Raw genomic sequence first — 16,459 nt, 5'->3', positions numbered from 1 at the left:
ACGTCCACGGCTTCCGGCTTCACAGAAGGCCCGTCGCCGGCGAACACCTCCGGCCCCGGCTCTCTTTCCCGGTGAGGTCCTACGCCCTTTTCGGCTCGTGCGCCCCGGCGTGCGCTCTTGTGGACGCATTCGACTCCCCCGACCTTGGTGCAGAGGTGCAGTTGCTTCACGACGACGGGAGACATCTTTGCGGCGTTGGTGGAACGACACGGTGGGCCGGCTGTCGGTGACGCTGGCGGTGATTTTCGAGCGGTTGGCAGGACGCGAGGCCGCGCGGCGGGCTCTGCTGCGGCGGAACGAGGCCCTGCGGCGAGCGCACCAGCGCGGTGTGCCGGTGGAGGTGCTGGCGGCACGCCTCGGCCTGACGCCGGCGTGGGTGCGGTCCGTGATCAGGAACCCGGAGAAGGCCGCACTCGAGGAAGCGGCGTAACCGGGGGAGACGGACAACGGCAAGCCCCCGGTCGGCGTCGCCCGTCGGCCGGGGGCTTCCGTGTTCCGCCTGCGGACGCTCACGACGCGGAGGCGGCCGCTCTCGGCCGGGTCGGCATGCCGTCGCGGAGGAAGGAGCTGGAGTGGTCCCTACGGCCCTGCCCTGGTCTCGGGGAAGACGGCGGGGGCGTTCGCTGGTCGGTGTCGGGGAAGGGGAGGGTGGCGGGGCTACCGGGGCTTGCGGAATGCTCGGAGTGTGAACTGTGGGTCCGGGCGGGGGCGGTTCTGGTCCGGCAGTTCGGCCAGCCGGGCCGCGTACTGCTCGGTGAGGGGCCGGCCGGGCGGCAGGGTGACGAACCAGCCGCGGCGCAGGTCGGCGATCGTCCGGCGCGGGCTGCGGCCCTGACCGCGTCCGGTGAAGCGTGCCTCGCCGGCCGGGACCAGGCCGTGCTCGGTGGCGTACTTCTCGACGAGGCCGGCGGCGTCCCGGGCCTCGCTCGGCGGCCGGGAGGCGAGGACGGCGTCGATGTCGCTGCCGACGTTGTGCGCGGCGGCCTTGTCGACCGTGGTGACGTACACCCCGCCGGGTACCAGCACCCGGGCGCACTCGGCGACGACGGTGCGCACGTCCTGCGGTGAGCCCAGCAGATGCAGCAGCCACACGCTGGTGACCGCGTCGAACGCGGCGTGCGCGAAGGGCAGACGGCGTGTGTCGGCGCGGACGACGGTGCCGGGCAGGCGGGCGGCGGCGTGCCGGGTCATGGTCTCGGCCAGATCGGCGCCGGTGACCGCGAGACCGGGGCGGGCCGCGGACAGCCGACGGGTGACGATGCCCGTGCCGCAGGCGGCGTCGAGCATCCGCCGCGCGGTCGGCGGTATGAGGCTCAGCACGGCGTCCGCCGCCGCGGCGGCCCGTGGTTCGCCGCCGCGCAGGGCGTCGTAGCGCTCGGCTTCCTTGTCGTAGTCCAGCACGGCCCGCTCCCCCCTCGTCCGCGTGTGCCGGTCAGTCGGCCCCGTGGCCCGGGGCCAGGTCCTGCACGCGGCGCGCCAGCTCGAAGTCCAGCTCGGTGACCGCGCCGCCGGCGCTGTGCGTGCTCACCGTGAGGGAGACGGTGTTGTAGCCGAGGGTCAGGTCGGAGTGGTGGTTCAGCTCTTCCTGCACCTGGGCGATGTGGATGACCATCGCGGTCGCCGCGAAGTGGGAGGCCAGCCGGTAGGAGCGGGCGAGGCGGTCCCCGTCGAGGGACCAGCCCGGCAGCTCGGCCAGCCGGTCCTCGATCTCCTTCTGCGACAGCGGTTCGACGGCCATGCCGGGCTCCCTTCAGCGGGGTCGCGTACGCGTCCAGCCTGCCACAGCGCGGCGCCGAGAGCGCTGGTCGACGCGGTACGTCCGCCCCGGCGGGGCCCGGATCCGGCCGCGCGGACGGCGCCACCGCACCCGCCGGTCGTGAGGGCTCCCCGGCGCTCCGGCGCCCCCGGCCGCACGACGGCGCCGCGGCCGGGGCCCGCCTCGGATACGGTCGTGCCCATGACCACTGTCGCGTCCGGCACCGCCCCCTCCCCGACCGCCCCCGCCGGCCAGGGCTTCGGCCCGCTGCTGCGGGCCTGGCGGGTACGACGGCGGGTCAGTCAGCTGGAGCTCGCGCTGCGCGCCGACTCCTCCGCCCGGCACATCTCCTTCATCGAGACGGGCCGCTCGCGGCCCAGCGAGGAGATGGTGCTGCGGCTCGCCGAGCACCTGGAGGTGCCGGTGCGGGACGTCAACGCCCTGCTGCTGGCGGCCGGTTACGCTCCGCGCTACCGGCAGACCCCGCTGGACGACCCGGCGCTCGGTGCGCTGCGGGACGGCATGGAGCGGCTGATCCAGGGCTACGAGCCGTATCCGGCACTGGTGGTGGACGGGCTGTACACCGTTCAGGCGGCGAACCGGGGCATCATGATGTTCCTGGAGGGCGTGGACGAGGACTTGCTCGAACCACCGCTGAACGCGATGCGGTTGACGCTGCACCCGCGGGGCATGGCGCCGCGCATCCGCAACCTGCGCGAGTGGCGCGGCCATCTGCTGGCGCAGATGGAGCGGCAGATCGCGCTGCAGCGCTCGCAGGAACTGCGCGAGCTGTACGAGGAAGTGGCGGCCTACCCGGTGCCCGAGGGCTCCGCGTCGGACACCGAGCCGGAGGAGCCCTACCCGTACTTCGCGCTGCCGCTGCGGATCGAGCACGAGGGCCGGGTGCTGTCGTTCATCTCGTCGATCTCCACGTTCAACACGCCGATGGACATCACGGTCGCCGAGCTGGCGATCGAGTCGTTCCTCCCTGCCGACCCCGCCACAGTGAAGTACCTTCATTCCCTGGGCGATTGACGGGACACGGCACTGGGGAGGGACGGGGTGAGCGAGCGGCGGCCCGCGCCCACGGTGGGCCAGGTGGTGCTCGGCAGACGGCTGCAGGAGCTGCGGGAGGCGGCCGGCCTCAAACGCGAGGAGGCCGCGCAGGTGCTGCGGGTGGCCCCGGCGACGGTGCGGCGGATGGAGACGGCCGAGGTCGCGCTGAAGGTCCCGTACGTGCAGGTGCTGCTGGAGGCCTACGGCGTCGGTGCGGCGGAGGCCGCGCAGTTCGTGGCGCTGACGGAGGAGGCCAACCGGCCCGGCTGGTGGCAGCGTTTCCACGACGTGCTGCCGGACTGGTTCAGTCTGTTCGTCAGCCTGGAGGGCGCGGCGCGGCTGATGCGTTCCTACGAGCCGCACTTCGTGCCGGGGCTGCTGCAGACGGAGGGCTACGCGCGCGCCGTGCTGGAGTCCGGCACGATCGGGCGGCGCAGCCCCGCGGCCACCGAGCGGCACGTGCGGCTGCGCATGGAGCGGCAGCGGCTGCTGGAGCGCCCGGACGCGCCCCATCTGTGGGTGGTCATAGACGAGACGGTGCTGCTGCGCCCGGTGGGCGACGACCCGGCGATCATGCGGGAGCAGCTGGAGAAGCTGCTGGAGTTCGGCGAGCGGGACAGGGTCACGCTGCAGATCGCCGAGTTCGCCTCCGGTCCGCACCCGGGGACGTACGCGCCGTTCTCCCTGTTCCGCTTCGCGGAGCCGGAGCTGCCCGACATGGTGGTCTCCGAGTACCTCAGCGGTGCGCTGTACCTGGACTCCCGCTCGGAGGTGGCGGTGCACCTGGAGGTGCTGGACCATCTGACGACGCACGCCGCGTCCGCCGAGCGCACCAAGAAGATCCTCACGGACCACCGTGACCGGCTGAGCTAGGAGAGCACCGCACATGACCGGATCCGACACCGCGCCGCCCCGTATCGACACCGGCAGGCCGCACCCGGCCCGGGTGTACGACTGGTGGCTGGGCGGCAAGGACAACTACCCGGTGGACGAGGAACTGGCCCGCCGCATCCTCGCCGTCGACGGCACCGTGGTGCGCGGCGCCCGCGCCAACCGCCGGTTCATGCACCGGGCGGTGCGCACGGTGGCCGAGGCCGGCGTCCGCCAGTTCCTCGACATCGGTACCGGCATCCCGACCGAGCCCAATCTGCACCAGGTCGCGCAGGGCGTGGCTCCGGGGGCGAAGGTGGTGTACGCGGACAACGACCCGATCGTGCTGCGGCACGCCGAGGCGCTGCTGCGCGGCACGCCGGAGGGGTCCACGGACTATGTGCACGCCGACGTGCGGGACGTGGACACGCTGCTCGCCCGGGCCGCCGAGTCCCTGGACCTGGACCGGCCGGTCGCGCTGTCGCTGGTCGCCCTCACCCACTACCTGAGCGCGGACCCGGACGGGGACGACGTCCACGGCCTGGTCCAGCGGTACGTCGACGCACTCGCCCCCGGCAGCCATCTGATCCTGTCCCAGGTCACCCCGGATCTGAACCCGCAGGCCATCGAGAAGGCGGCGGAGAACTTCCGGCGCAGCGGCACCCCGTTCTACCCGCGACCGCTCGCCGAGTTCTCCCGCTTCTTCGAGGGGCTGGAGCTGCTGGGCCCGGGGGTGATCCCGGTGACCGGCTGGCGACCGGAGCCGGTGGACGTCGCCGCCCAGGCGGAGGGCATCGTGCCGGTGTACGCGGGGGTCGCCCGCAAGCCCTGACCGACACGCCGTCGCCGCCTCCCCCTCCCCCGGCCCGCCGGTCCCCCTGACCCGTACGGATGCGCTGGACAGGTGCCCGAACCCTGCCGCCCCTAGCGTCGGCCCTGAGGGCGAGCAAGGGAGGGCCCGTGAGCGACACGCGCATACCGCCCACCGAGCCGGGCGCGGCCCTGCTGCGCGCCGGCCGGTTCTTCCGGCCGGGTACGCCCGCGCCTGACCTGCACAGCATCGGGCTGACCGGTGGCCGGGAGGCCGACGCCTTCTACCGGGACCGGTGGAGCCACGACAAGGTCGTCGACTCCACCCACGGCGTGAACTGCACCGGCTCGTGCCGCTGGAAGGTGTACGTCAAGGACGGCATCATCACCTGGGAGACGCAGGCGACGGACTACCCGTCGGTGGGCCCGGACCGTCCCGAGTACGAGCCGCGGGGCTGCCCGCGCGGAGCGGCGTTCTCCTGGTACACCTACTCCCCCACCCGGGTGCGCCACCCCTACATCCGCGGCGTGCTGCTGCAGATGTACCGCGAGGCGCGGGAACGGCTCGGCGACCCCGTGCTGGCCTGGGCCGACATCCAGAACGACGCCGAGCGCCGCCGCCGCTACCAGCAGGCCCGCGGCAAGGGCGGCCTGGTGCGGGCGACCTGGGACGAGGCGGTGGAGATCGTCGCCGCCGCCCAGGTGCACACGATCAAGACGTACGGCCCGGACCGGATCGCCGGCTTCTCGCCGATCCCCGCGATGTCGATGGTGTCGCACGCGGCCGGGGCCCGCTTCCACTCCCTCATCGGCGCCCCCATGCTGTCGTTCTACGACTGGTACGCCGACCTGCCCGTGGCCTCCCCGCAGGTCTTCGGCGACCAGACCGACGTGCCGGAGTCGGGCGACTGGTGGGACGCGGCGTATCTGATGATGTGGGGCTCCAACGTCCCCGTCACGCGGACCCCGGACGCGCACTGGATGGCCGAGGCCCGCTACCGCGGCCAGAAGGTCGTGGTGGTCGCCCCGGACTACGCCGACAACGCCAAGTTCGCCGACGAGTGGCTGCACCCGCACCCGGGCACGGACGGCGCGCTGGCCCTGGCGATGGGCCATGTGATCCTCAAGGAGTTCTTCGTCGACCGGGAGACCCCGTTCTTCGCGGACTACGTGGGCCGCTTCACCGACCTGCCCTTCCTCGTCACCCTCACCGCGCGCGACGGGGGGTACGTGCCGGGCAAGTTCCTGCGGGCGGCCGATCTCGGCGACCGGTCGGAGGGCGCGGAGTGGAAGACGGTGGTGCTGGACGCGGCGACCGGCCGGGCCGTGGCACCGAACGGCTCGCTGGGCTTTCGCTGGACGGAGTCCGGCAAGGGCCGCTGGAACCTGGAACTGGGCTCGGTGCAACCGCAGTTGAGCCTGTACGGCAGCCGGGTCGCGGCGGGTGTGGAGGTGCTGCTCCCCCGCTTCGACACCGAGGGCGGCCCGCACGGGCAGGGACGCGGCGAGGTGCTGCGCCGGGGCGTGCCGGCGACCCGGCTGGGCGGCGCCGACGGTCCGCTCGTGACGACCGTCTTCGACCTGCTGCTCGCCCAGTACGGCGTGGGGCGCCCTGACCTACCGGGCCGCTGGCCCGCCTCCTACGACGACGCCGGCGCGCCGGGCACGCCCGCCTGGCAGGAGGCGCACACCTCGGTCCCGGCCGCGGCGTGCGTGCGCATCGCGCGGGAGTTCGCGCGGACCGCCGAGCGGTCCAAGGGCCGCTGCATGATCCTGATGGGCGCCGGCACCAACCACTGGTTCCACTCCGAGACCATCTACCGGGCCTTCCTGGCCCTGCTCCAGCTGACCGGCTGCCAGGGCCGCAACGGCGGCGGCTGGGCCCACTACGTCGGGCAGGAGAAGTGCCGTCCGGTCACCGGCTGGGCCACGCTGGCCGCCGGTCTGGACTGGTCGCGGCCACCCCGGCAGATGATCGGCACGGCGTACTGGTTCCTGAACACCGACCAGTGGCGCTACGACCGTTTCCGCGCCGATGTGCTGACCTCACCGCTGGCCGAGGGACGCCTCGCCGGGATGACGGGCGCGGACTGCCTGGCGCTGTCGGCGCGCTCGGGCTGGATGCCGTCGTATCCGACGTTCGACCGCAACCCGCTGGAGCTGGGCGAGGCGTTCGGTGATCCGGTGGCGAAGGTGGTGGCCGAACTGCGGGCGGGCACCTTGAAGTTCGCCTGCGAGGACCCCGACGCGCCGGAGAACTGGCCGCGGGTGCTGACGCTGTGGCGGGCGAACCTGCTCGGTTCGTCGGCGAAGGGCGCCGAGTACTTCACCAAGCACCTCCTCGGCACGCACTCCTCGCTGCGCGCCGAGGAGGCCGCCCCCGCCGAACGCCCGAGGGACGTGGTGTGGCGTGCGGAGGCGCCCGAGGGCAAACTCGACCTGCTGCTGTCGCTGGACTTCCGGCACACCTCCTCCACACTGCTGTCGGACGTCGTGCTGCCGGCGGCGACCTGGTACGAGAAACACGACCTGTCGTCCACCGACATGCACCCCTTCGTGCACTCCTTCACCCCGGCCGTGGACCCGCCGTGGCAGGCGCGCACCGACTTCGAGGCGTTCAAGGCGCTCGCCGAGAAACTCAGCGAGCTGGCCGTGGACCACCTCGGCGTGCGCAAGGACCTGGTGGCCTCGCCGCTCCAGCACGACACACCCGGGGAGATCGCGCAGCCGGGCGGGGTGGTGCGGGACTGGAGGCGCGGCGAGTGTGATCCGGAGCCCGGGAAGACCCTGCCGAACCTGACCGTCGTGGAGCGCGACTACACGAAGATCGGCGCGAAGTTCGCCGCCCTGGGACCGCTGGCGGAGGAGCTGGGCCTGCCCGCGAAGGGCATCGCGCTCAGGCCCGACGAGGAGGTGGAGCGGCTGCGGCAGCTGAACGGCACCGGGCACCAGGGGCGGCCCTCGCTCGACACCGCCGTGAAGGCGGCGAACGCCATTCTCGCCCTGTCCGGCACGACCAACGGGCGCCTGGCCACGCAGGGTTTCCGCACGCTGGAGGAGCGCACCGGGCAGGAGATGGCCCAGCTGGCCGCCGAGCACGAGGGCAAGCGGGTCACGTACGCCGACGCCCAGGCCGCGCCGGTGCCGGTCATCACCTCGCCGGAGTGGTCGGGCAGCGAGGCGGGCGGGCGGCGCTACACGGCGTTCACGCTGAACACCGAGCATCTCAAGCCGTGGCACACCCTCACCGGGCGCCAGCACTTCTTCCTCGACCACGACTGGATCCATGAACTGGGCGAGGCGCTGCCCGTGTACCGGCCGCCGCTGGACATGAACAAACTGTTCGGTGAACCCCGCCTCGGCCCCGACGGGCAGCGGGAGGTGACGGTGCGTTACCTCACCCCGCACAACAAGTGGTCCATCCACTCCGAGTACCAGGACAACCTGTTCATGCTGGCGCTTTCCCGGGGCGGGCAGACGATCTGGATGTCACCGCAGGACGCGGACGCGATCGGCGTCACGGACAACGACTGGATCGAGGCCGTCAACCGCAACGGCGTGGTCGTCGCCCGCGCGGTCGTCTCGCACCGGATGCCGCCCGGCACGGTGTACATGCACCACGCGCAGGAACGCACGGTCGCCGTGCCGAAGACGGAGACGACGGGGATGCGCGGCGGCATCCACAACTCGCTGACCCGGCTGATCCTCAAACCGACCCATCTGGTCGGCGGCTATGCCCAGTTGTCCTGGGCGTTCAACTACCTGGGCCCGACGGGCAACCAGCGTGACGAGGTGACGGTGATCCGCCGCCGCGCTCAGGAGGTCGAGTACTGATGCGTCCGATGGCCCAGATCGCCATGGTGATGAACCTCGACAAGTGCATCGGCTGCCACACCTGCTCGGTCACCTGCAAACAGGCATGGACCAACCGGCGGGGCATGGAGTACGTCTGGTTCAACAACGTCGAGACCCGGCCCGGCCAGGGCTACCCGCGCCGCTACGAGGACCAGTCCCGCTGGCGCGGCGGCTGGGAGCTGAACCGGCGCGGGGCGCTGAGGCTGAAGGCGGGCGGCCGGCTCAGGAAGCTCGCCGGGATCTTCTCCAACCCTCGGCTGCCGGAGATCAAGGACTACTACGAGCCCTGGACGTACGACTACAAGAACCTCACCGACGCCCCGCTCGGTGACGACTTCCCGGTGGCCCGGCCGGTGTCGTCGATCACCGACAAGCCGATGAAGATCGAGTGGTCGTCGAACTGGGACGACAACCTCGGCGGCGCGCCCGCCTACGGCGACCTCGACCCGATGGTGGAGCGCACCCGGCAGCAGGCCTCCGACAAGGTGCGGTTCGCCTACGAGCAGACGTTCATGTTCTATCTGCCGCGTATCTGCGAGCACTGCCTGAACCCGTCCTGTGTGGCGTCCTGCCCGTCCGGGGCGATGTACAAGCGCACCGAGGACGGGATCGTCCTGGTCGACCAGGACGGCTGCCGGGGCTGGCGGATGTGCGTGACGGGATGCCCGTACAAGAAGGTGTACTTCAACCACCGCACCGGCAAGGCCGAGAAGTGCACCCTGTGCTATCCGCGGATCGAGGTGGGGCTGCCCACCGTGTGCTCGGAGACCTGCGTGGGCCGGCTGCGCTACCTCGGGGTGGTGCTCTACGACGCCGACCGGGTGGCCGCCGCGGCCGCCACGCCCAGCGAACAGGATCTGTACGAGGCGCAGTTGGGTGTGTTCCTCGACCCGGACGACCCGGCCGTGCGGCGGGCCTGCGAGGAGGCGGGCATCGCGCACGACTGGCTTGAGGCGGCCCGCCGCTCCCCGGTGCACGCGCTGATCAGCCGCTACCGGGTGGCGCTGCCGCTGCACCCGGAGTACCGCACGATGCCGATGGTCTGGTACATCCCGCCGCTGTCGCCGGTGGTCGACGCGCTGACGGAGAGCGGGCACGACGGCGAGGACGCGGCCAACCTGTTCGGCGCGATCGACACGCTGCGCATTCCGCTGGAGTACCTGGCCGAGGTCTTCACCGCCGGTGACACACGTCCCGTGCGGGCGTCGCTGGACAGGCTCGCGGCGATGCGCTCCCACATGCGGGCGATCAACCTCGGCGAGGAGCCGGACGCCGCCGTGGCCGCGGCGGCCGGGATGAAACCGGACGAGATCGAGGCGATGTACCGGCTGCTGGCGATCGCCAAGTACGAGGACCGGTACGTCATCCCGACGGCCGCCGTCGGCGACGCCCGCCGGCTGGAGGAGTCCGCGCTGCCCGACGAGTGCTCGCTGGAGTTCGACGGCGGCCCCGGCATGGGCGGCGACGGCCCGTTCGGCGGGGACTCCGGGCGCCGCAGGCTGCCACTGGTGTCCGTGGAGAACTTCCACCTGCTGCGCCGCAGGCAGACCGCGGACGACGAAGCCGAGGTGGCCGACCCGAAGGAGGCACCCTGATGCCCTCGGACGCCGTGCTGTACCAGGCGGCCGCGCTCTGCCTGACCTACCCCGACGACGACCTGTTCGCCCGGCTGCCGCTGCTGCGCGAGGCGGCGCCGCAATTGCGGGAGTTCACCGATCACGCCGCCGTCACCGAGCCGCAGGAGCTGGCCGCGCACTATGTGCGGGTCTTCGACCTGAAGAACCGGCACAGCCTCTACCTGAGCTGGTGGCGCGACGGCGACACCCGGCGCCGCGGGATGTCACTGGTCCGCTTCAAGGAGCAGTACCGGGCGCACGGCCTGGAGTTCACCGACGAGGAACTGCCGGACTTCCTGCCCGCGGTGCTGGAGTTCACCTCCCGTACCGGCGACACCGGGCTGCTCACCGAGTACCGCGACGGGCTGGAGCAGCTCCGGGCGCGGCTGACCGCGTTCGGCACCCCGTACGCGGCCGTCCTGGACGCCGTGTGCGCCGCGCTGCCGCCCGCCCGTACCGAGGTGCGCCGATGACCACCCTGCTCTGGGGCGCCCTGCCCTACGTCGCGTTCGTCCTGCTGGTGGCCGGTCTGCTGTGGCGCTACCGCTACGACCGGTTCGGCTGGACCACCCGCTCCTCACAGGTGTACGAGTCGCGGCTGCTGAACATCGCCTCACCGGCCTTCCACTACGGCATCCTGTTCGTGCTCGCCGGGCACCTGATCGGGCTGTTCGTGCCCATGTCGTGGACGGACACGCTCGGGGTGAGCGAGCACGCCTACCATCTGCTGTCGCTGTACGGCGGCACCGCCGCCGGGGCGCTGACGGTCGCCGGGATCGCCCTGCTGGTCTACCGGCGGCGCACCAAGGCGCCGGTGTTCCGGGCCACCACCGTCAACGACAAGCTGATGTACCTGGTGCTGCTGGCCGCGCTCGTGCTCGGCATGGCCGCCAAGCTCACCCACTCCTCCGGCGACGGCTACAACTACCGCACGACGATCGGCCCCTGGGCGCGCAGCCTGTTCACGCTCCAGCCGAGGACGCAGCTGATGGAGGGTGTACCGGTGCTGTACCAGGTGCACGCGGTGGCCGGCATGGCGCTGATCGCGCTGGTGCCGTACACCCGGCTGGTGCACATGTTCAGCGCGCCGGTGCAGTACCTGTTCCGGCCGTACGTCGTCTACCGCAGCCGCGACCCGCGCCGGCTGGGGCCCCGCCCGGAGCGGCGGGGCTGGGAGCGGACGGGCGGCTGAGGAGTCAGGTCCGTCCCACGACCGTCAGGTCGACGTCCTTCGTCTCGCGGTACCGGACGAACGACACCGTGCTGAGCAGACAGAGACCGGCCACGTACCAGCGGTACCAGTCGGCGTGGCCGTGCGTGGCCAGGTACTCGATCAGATAGGGGGCGGTGCCGCCGAACACGGCGACGGTCAGCGCGTACGGCAGCCCGACCCCGCTGGAGCGCAGGGCGGTGGGGAACATCTCCAGCGTCGCCACCGGCGCCGCCGCGGCATAGCAGCCGAACAGCAGCAGCGCGGCCGTCATCACCGTGAACAGCCGCACGGCCGAGCCCGACAGCGCCCCCATGAACAGCGGCGACAGACACACGAACCCGGCGCCGAACACCAGCAGCAGCGGACGGCGCCCGAACCGGTCGGCGGCCATGCCGAGCACCGGCAGGGCGGCCATGAACACCACCTGGGCGGCGACACCGGCCCACAGCGCGGCGTTCGCCGGCATCCCGTACCGGAGCTGGGCGTACAGCGGAAGGTAGGCGGCGAAGGTGTAGTAGACGACGGTCGCCCCGAGAGTGAAGGCGACCACCCGGACCGCCGCGCGCGGATGCCTGCGCACCGCCTGCCACGCAGGGTTGCGGGCCGGCTCGCGGACCGCGCCGTAGACGGGTGTCTCCGCCATCCGCCCGCGCAGGTACCAGCCGTAGAGGGCCAGCAGCGCGCCGAGCGCGAACGGCACGCGCCAGCCCCAGCCGGCCAGCTGAGCGGGCGTGAGCGTGGCGTGCAGCAGCAGCGCGAGCAGGGTTGCCGCGAGCGTGCCGAGCGTGGTGCTGACGTAGATGGCGCTGGAGTACAGGCCGCGCCGCCCGGCCGGCGCCGTCTCGCTGACGTACGTGCTCATCGCGGCGCCCTCGCCGCCCGCGGACAGCCCCTGCACCGCCCGGCCCACCACCAGCAGCACCGGCGCCAGGACGCCGACGGACCGGTAGGGCGGGACGACGGCGATCAGCAGGCTGCCGCCCGCCATCATCAGCAGGGACAGCCGCAGCGCCGCGCTGCGCCCGCGACGGTCGCAGTACGCGCCGATCAGGGCCCCGCCGAGGGGCCGGAACAGGAATCCGACGGCGAACACGGACAGTGTCCGCAGGACGTTCGTGGCCGTGTCGCCGGCCGGCTGGAGCTGCGCGCCGAGCAGCGCGGCGAAGGTCACGAACGCGCCCCAGTCGAACCACTCCATGGTGTTGCCGATCGAGGCGACCATCACCCGGCGCAGTCCGCCCCGCCCGGTCTCCGTCGACGTCGTGCTGAGGGCAAGGGTGCTCACGATGCGGCCCCGGTCTTCCTGGTCGTCGTGGTCGTCGTGGTGTTCTGCGGCGCCGGTGACGGGCCGTTGTCGAGCCGGGCACGGACGTCGTCGGCCTCGGCGGCACCGATCTCGGTGAACACCGCCAGGGCCCCGGTCCAGTACGCCTGCGCCCGCTCGTGGTCACCGCCGAGCGCGGCGACCGTGCCCAGGACGTGCTCGGCCCGGGCGACGTTCAGACGCTGCGCGGTCGGCCGGGACAGGGCCAGCGCCCGTTGCGCGCACTCCTCGGCCCGCCTCGGATCGCCCAGGGCCAGGTAGAGCGGGGCCAGTTCCAGCAGGACCTTGCTGCGGGCGACACGGTTGGCGTTGGTCTCGGCGAGGACGCGGGCCGCCTCGGCGTGTCCGAGGGCCTCCTCGCCGCCCAGCAGCCGGTCGATGACGGCGAGCCGGGCCAGCGCGTACGCCTCGCCGTCCACGTAACGGATCTGCCGGGCCCCCTCCAGTGCCCTGGCCGCGTAACCGGCCGACTCCTTGAGCGCGTCGAGACCCGCGCTGATGGCCGACAGCAGGCACAGCGTCTGCACCTCGTAGGTGCGGTCGCCGCACTCCTGGAAGGAGCTGAGAGCCCGCTGCGCGGACTCCAGCGCGCTCTCGTGCCGGCCGAGGTCCAGGTCGACCAGAGCGAGCCCGTACAGCGAGATGCTCCGGTCGTAGGAGGAGTCGATGGACTCGGACGCCTTCAGGGCGCGCGTGAAGCAGGACCTCGCCTCGGACAGCTCCCCGGTGGCCTGGCGGACCAGACCCAGGTTGCGCAGGCTGTAGGAGTTGATGTGGTGCAGGCCGAGCGTGCCGGCGGTGGCCAGCGAAGCCGTGAGGAACTCGGTGGCCCGGACCATGTCGCCCTGCGTCCAGTGGATGAACCCCAGCAGACCCTGCGTGGTGGCCTCCAGCCGGGGCGAGCTGATGCTGTGGGAGACGTCGAGCGCCCGCCGTGCCGCCTCCTCGGCCTGCGCGCCCCGGCCCAGGCTGAGGTGGGCGAGGCTCATGTTGTTGAGGGTGGCCGCGACCTCCTCGGCCATGCCGAGCCGGTCGTGCAGGGCGAGGCTCTTCTCCTGGTGCGCGATGGCCCGCTCGTAGTCACCGAGGGTGTTGTAGAGGTTGGCGAGGCTGCGGTGCATCGCCGCGACACCGGGTTCGTCGTCCTGGGACTCGGCGGCGGACAGACCGATCCGGGTCGTCTCGTCCCACTCGGTGCGGTACTTGCCCGTCCAGAAGAAGCCGCGCAGGGCGTCGGCCAGCCGCCAGGAGAGGTGGTGCGGGCCGTGGGTGCCGAAGTGGCGCACGCACGCCATCAGGTTGCGCCGCTCGGCCAGCAGCCAGGCCATGGCGTGGCTCTCGTCCCGGAACCGCGGCGCGTCGAAGGTCGCGCTGGACCGGGCCGGTTCGGCGAGCCGGACGAACTCCGAGTACAGCACGTCGGCGGCGGCGCAGGCACCGGCGAGATACCACCCGCCGAGCCGCCGCAGCGCCTCCTTGCGCTCCTGCGCGGAGTTCTCCTCGCCGGCGCGGTCCTGCGCGTACTCGCGCAGCAGGTCGTGGAACTGGTAGCGGCCCGGGGCGGTCTGCTGCAGCAGGCTCGCCGTCTCCAGCCGGCTCAGACCGGACCGCGCCTGCGCCTCGCTGATGTCGGCGAGCACCGAGACGGCGGCGGGGGTGAAGTCGGAGCCGGGGAACAGCCCGCTGAGCCGGAAGACGGCGCGGTCGTCCGGCGTCAGGGCGTCGTAGGACAGGGCGATGGCCGTGGAGACGGCGGACGTCGTGTCTCCGTCGACGGAGAGGGCGGCGAGGCGGTTGCCCTGCCGCAGACTCTCCAGGTACACGTCGGTCTGTCCGCCCGGGGCGCTGATGAGGTTGGCCGCGGCGATCCGCAGCGCGAGCGGCAGGTACGAGCACAGCGCGGCCACTTCGTCGACCACGTCGGGCCCGATGCTCACGCCTGCCTGGCGCACCATGCCGGTGACCAGTTCGGCGGACTCCCGCGGGCTGAGCGTGCCGACGCCGATCACCTGGGCGCCGTGGGTCACCGCGAGGGAGCGCAGCTGCCGTCTGCTGGTGATCAGGACGGAGCAGCCCGCGTCACCCGGGATGAGCGGGAGCACCTGCTCGGCGCTGGAGGCGTTGTCCAGCACCACCAGGATGTTCTTCCCGGTCAGCTTGGAGCGGTAGAGGTTCGCCTGCTCCACCGGGTCGACCGGGATCTGGTCCGCCGGAACGCCGAGGCTGCGCAGGAACTGCGAGAGCACCTGGTCCGGAGGGAGCGGCGCATAGGCCCCGCCCCGCTCGTAGCCGCGCAGGTTGACGTAGAGCTGTCCGTCCGGGAACGCGGCGCGCACGCGCCGGCCGAGGCACACCGCGAGCGCCGTCTTGCCCACGCCGGGCGGCCCGGACAGGACGACGACGGGAACCCCGGTGCGGTCCGGCGCCGGGGGCAGGACCGCCTCGACGCGGGCGCCGATGTCGTCCCGTCCGACGAACCCCAGGGCGAGCGGCGGCAGTTGGGCGGGCACGGTGACGACCCGGTCCGTGCCGGGGCGGGGCCCGTCGGGGGCCGCCAGCGAGGGGTCGGATTCGAGAATGCCGGTGTGCAGCGCGCGCAGCCGCTCGCCGGGCTCGATGCCGAGCTGCTCCACGAGTTCGCGGCGGGCCTGCTGGTAGACGTCCAGTGCCTCCGCCTGCCGCCCCGAGCGGTACAGGGCGAGCATCAGCAGGCTCCAGAAGTTCTCCCGCAGCGGATTGTCCATCGCGGCCGTGCGCAGCTCCTTGACCAGCTGTGCGTGCCTGCCGCAGTGCAGCTCCGACTCGAAGTACGCCTCCAGGGCGCCGAGGCGCTCGTCCTCGAGCGCCGGGACCTCGTCCTGGCGCAGCGAGTCGGAGGGAATGTCGGCGAGCGGCGCCCCGCGCCACACGCTCAGTGCCTCGCCCAGCAGCCGGGCCCGCTCCTCCGGCGTGGTCGTCTGCTGTGCGGTCAGGACCAGGCGGCGGAAGCGCGTCAGGTCGAGTTCGTCCTCGCGCAGGTCGATCCGGTAGCCGCCGGCCGCGGTCTCCACCAGGCCGGCGTCGCCGAGCAGGAGCCGCAGCCGGCGTACGTAGGTGTGCAGCGCTCCGCGCGGGTTCGACGGCTTGCGTTCGTCCCACAGCCAGTCGGCGAGCCGGTCGTTGTCGACCACCGCTCCGGCCCGCAGCAGCAGGGCGGCCAACAGGACCCGGAGTTTTCCGGAATCCATGACCTTTTCATTGCCGGCTATTGACGCGGAGAGTGGTCCGAGAATCCCGAAGTTGTTCCCGTCGCGGTGCACGGCGGCACTCCGCGAAGGGATGAATTCCGTTCTTGCCATGTGTGGTTCTTGCCTTCCCCCATAGGCTGCGCACAACCGCCCCCGTCACACGCAACGCACCATTGCGGAAATACGCACTTCAGGGGTCTGGTCGGGTTGTGCGGTTGACAGAATAAGGGAGAGGTGTGACAACCCGGTGACCACGGGTTGTTCGGTAGATCACACGGCGAACTCCTCGGCGGCATGACGCGCGGGTGAATCCACCACGTTCGTCACCCCCGCTCACCCCGTTCCGGTGAACCAGCGGATCGTCGTCGTCAGCGGGTCCGACGACGCCGGGTCGTCGAGCTGAAGGAGGGGACGCGGGCTGCGCAGGGCCCGCAGGAAATCCCGCTGCGCGTCGGCGCGTGCGGCGCCGCCGTCCGGCGGCGCGGGCTCGTCCCGGGGCGCGGGCTCCATCTGCGGCGGTGGTACGACCGCACCGGGCGCGGGAGGGTGCGGGACGGAGGCAGCGGCATCCGGCGTGCGCGGCGGCGCCGTCTGCCGGCCGGCGCCGTGCGGGAAGCAGGCGGCCTGCGCCGCGCCCACCCGCGCTCTCGGCTGGGGCCGCGCGGAAGCGGTCCGACCCGTCAGGTGACGGCGCATCACGGTCTCCTTCGTGCGCATCACGGTCTCCTTCGT

General features: G+C 72.3%; 13 protein-coding genes. 8 read left to right on the top strand and 5 right to left on the bottom strand.

Going from position 1 to position 16,459, the window contains the following annotated elements; all coding sequences use genetic code 11:
• The first annotated feature begins 187 nt into the window (after window positions 1-187).
• Window positions 188-430, top strand: a complete 243-nt coding sequence (locus ACZ64A_RS02610) for a hypothetical protein (protein WP_469807732.1) — start codon at window positions 188-190, stop codon at window positions 428-430.
• A 227-nt stretch (window positions 431-657) separates the two neighbouring features.
• Here the strand turns inward: ACZ64A_RS02610 and ACZ64A_RS02605 are convergent, their stop codons facing one another.
• Together ACZ64A_RS02605 and ACZ64A_RS02600 are read right to left on the bottom strand one after the other, a co-directional pair.
• Window positions 658-1,401, bottom strand: a complete 744-nt coding sequence (locus ACZ64A_RS02605) for a class I SAM-dependent methyltransferase (protein ID WP_469807731.1) — start codon at window positions 1,399-1,401, stop codon at window positions 658-660.
• A 31-nt stretch (window positions 1,402-1,432) separates the two neighbouring features.
• Window positions 1,433-1,738: a 4a-hydroxytetrahydrobiopterin dehydratase gene (locus tag ACZ64A_RS02600; protein ID WP_469807730.1), complete on the bottom strand. Its 306-nt coding sequence runs from the start codon at window positions 1,736-1,738 to the stop codon at window positions 1,433-1,435.
• A gap of 219 nt (window positions 1,739-1,957) precedes the next feature.
• On the opposite strand from ACZ64A_RS02600, the gene ACZ64A_RS02595 reads away from it, so the two are divergent.
• The 7 genes from ACZ64A_RS02595 (at window position 1,958) to narI (ending at window position 11,155) form a co-directional block, all read left to right on the top strand.
• Window positions 1,958-2,791: a helix-turn-helix domain-containing protein gene (locus tag ACZ64A_RS02595; protein ID WP_469807729.1), complete on the top strand. Its 834-nt coding sequence runs from the start codon at window positions 1,958-1,960 to the stop codon at window positions 2,789-2,791.
• A 27-nt stretch (window positions 2,792-2,818) separates the two neighbouring features.
• A complete protein-coding gene (locus tag ACZ64A_RS02590) occupies window positions 2,819-3,685 on the top strand; it encodes a helix-turn-helix domain-containing protein (protein WP_469807728.1) in 867 nt (288 codons plus the stop codon).
• A 13-nt stretch (window positions 3,686-3,698) separates the two neighbouring features.
• Window positions 3,699-4,514: an SAM-dependent methyltransferase gene (locus ACZ64A_RS02585; protein ID WP_469807726.1), complete on the top strand. Its 816-nt coding sequence runs from the start codon at window positions 3,699-3,701 to the stop codon at window positions 4,512-4,514.
• Window positions 4,515-4,642: 128 nt separating this feature from the next.
• Window positions 4,643-8,326, top strand: a complete 3,684-nt coding sequence (locus tag ACZ64A_RS02580) for a nitrate reductase subunit alpha (protein WP_469807725.1) — start codon at window positions 4,643-4,645, stop codon at window positions 8,324-8,326.
• A complete protein-coding gene (gene narH, locus ACZ64A_RS02575; protein WP_469807724.1) occupies window positions 8,326-9,942 on the top strand; it encodes a nitrate reductase subunit beta in 1,617 nt (538 codons plus the stop codon). Before ACZ64A_RS02580 ends, narH begins: the two co-directional genes overlap by 1 nt.
• Window positions 9,942-10,436 (top strand): nitrate reductase molybdenum cofactor assembly chaperone, encoded by a 495-nt coding sequence (narJ, locus tag ACZ64A_RS02570; protein WP_469807723.1) that lies wholly within the window; start codon window positions 9,942-9,944, stop codon window positions 10,434-10,436. Before narH ends, narJ begins: the two co-directional genes overlap by 1 nt.
• Window positions 10,433-11,155 carry a respiratory nitrate reductase subunit gamma gene (gene narI / locus ACZ64A_RS02565; protein WP_469807722.1) on the top strand — a complete coding sequence of 241 codons (723 nt, stop codon included), beginning with the start codon at window positions 10,433-10,435 and terminating at the stop codon, window positions 11,153-11,155. Before narJ ends, narI begins: the two co-directional genes overlap by 4 nt.
• Before the next feature lie 4 nt (window positions 11,156-11,159).
• Here narI and ACZ64A_RS02560 read toward each other — a convergent pair whose 3' ends face one another.
• From ACZ64A_RS02560 to ACZ64A_RS02550, 3 genes are all read right to left on the bottom strand, one after another.
• Window positions 11,160-12,461 carry an MFS transporter gene (locus ACZ64A_RS02560; protein ID WP_469807721.1) on the bottom strand — a complete coding sequence of 434 codons (1,302 nt, stop codon included), beginning with the start codon at window positions 12,459-12,461 and terminating at the stop codon, window positions 11,160-11,162.
• Window positions 12,458-15,727 (bottom strand): AfsR/SARP family transcriptional regulator, encoded by a 3,270-nt coding sequence (locus ACZ64A_RS02555; protein ID WP_469807719.1) that lies wholly within the window; start codon window positions 15,725-15,727, stop codon window positions 12,458-12,460. The genes ACZ64A_RS02560 and ACZ64A_RS02555 overlap by 4 nt, the downstream gene beginning before the upstream one ends.
• Before the next feature lie 333 nt (window positions 15,728-16,060).
• The gene (locus tag ACZ64A_RS02550) at window positions 16,061-16,444 is read right to left on the bottom strand and encodes a hypothetical protein (protein ID WP_469807718.1); all 384 of its coding nucleotides are present in this window, start codon (window positions 16,442-16,444) and stop codon (window positions 16,061-16,063) included.
• Window positions 16,445-16,459: the final 15 nt, after the last annotated feature.

This window comes from Streptomyces sp. NPDC104814 (genome assembly GCF_055583185.1).
Note: the sequence above shows the minus strand (reverse complement) of the source record. Positions and strands in the feature narration are given on the sequence as shown.

Bases quoted from the DNA above. Each gene is read 5' to 3' on its own strand.
- ACZ64A_RS02600 (WP_469807730.1), bottom strand. From the start codon at position 1,738: ATGGCCGTCGAACCGCTGTCGCAGAAGGAGATCGAGGACCGGCTGGCC.
- ACZ64A_RS02595 (WP_469807729.1), top strand. From the start codon at position 1,958: ATGACCACTGTCGCGTCCGGCACCGCCCCCTCCCCGACCGCCCCCGCC.
- ACZ64A_RS02585 (WP_469807726.1), top strand. From the start codon at position 3,699: ATGACCGGATCCGACACCGCGCCGCCCCGTATCGACACCGGCAGGCCG.
- narH (WP_469807724.1), top strand. From the start codon at position 8,326: ATGCGTCCGATGGCCCAGATCGCCATGGTGATGAACCTCGACAAGTGC.
- narJ (WP_469807723.1), top strand. From the start codon at position 9,942: ATGCCCTCGGACGCCGTGCTGTACCAGGCGGCCGCGCTCTGCCTGACC.
- narI (WP_469807722.1), top strand. From the start codon at position 10,433: ATGACCACCCTGCTCTGGGGCGCCCTGCCCTACGTCGCGTTCGTCCTG.
- ACZ64A_RS02555 (WP_469807719.1), bottom strand. From the start codon at position 15,727: ATGGATTCCGGAAAACTCCGGGTCCTGTTGGCCGCCCTGCTGCTGCGG.
- ACZ64A_RS02550 (WP_469807718.1), bottom strand. From the start codon at position 16,444: ATGCGCACGAAGGAGACCGTGATGCGCCGTCACCTGACGGGTCGGACC.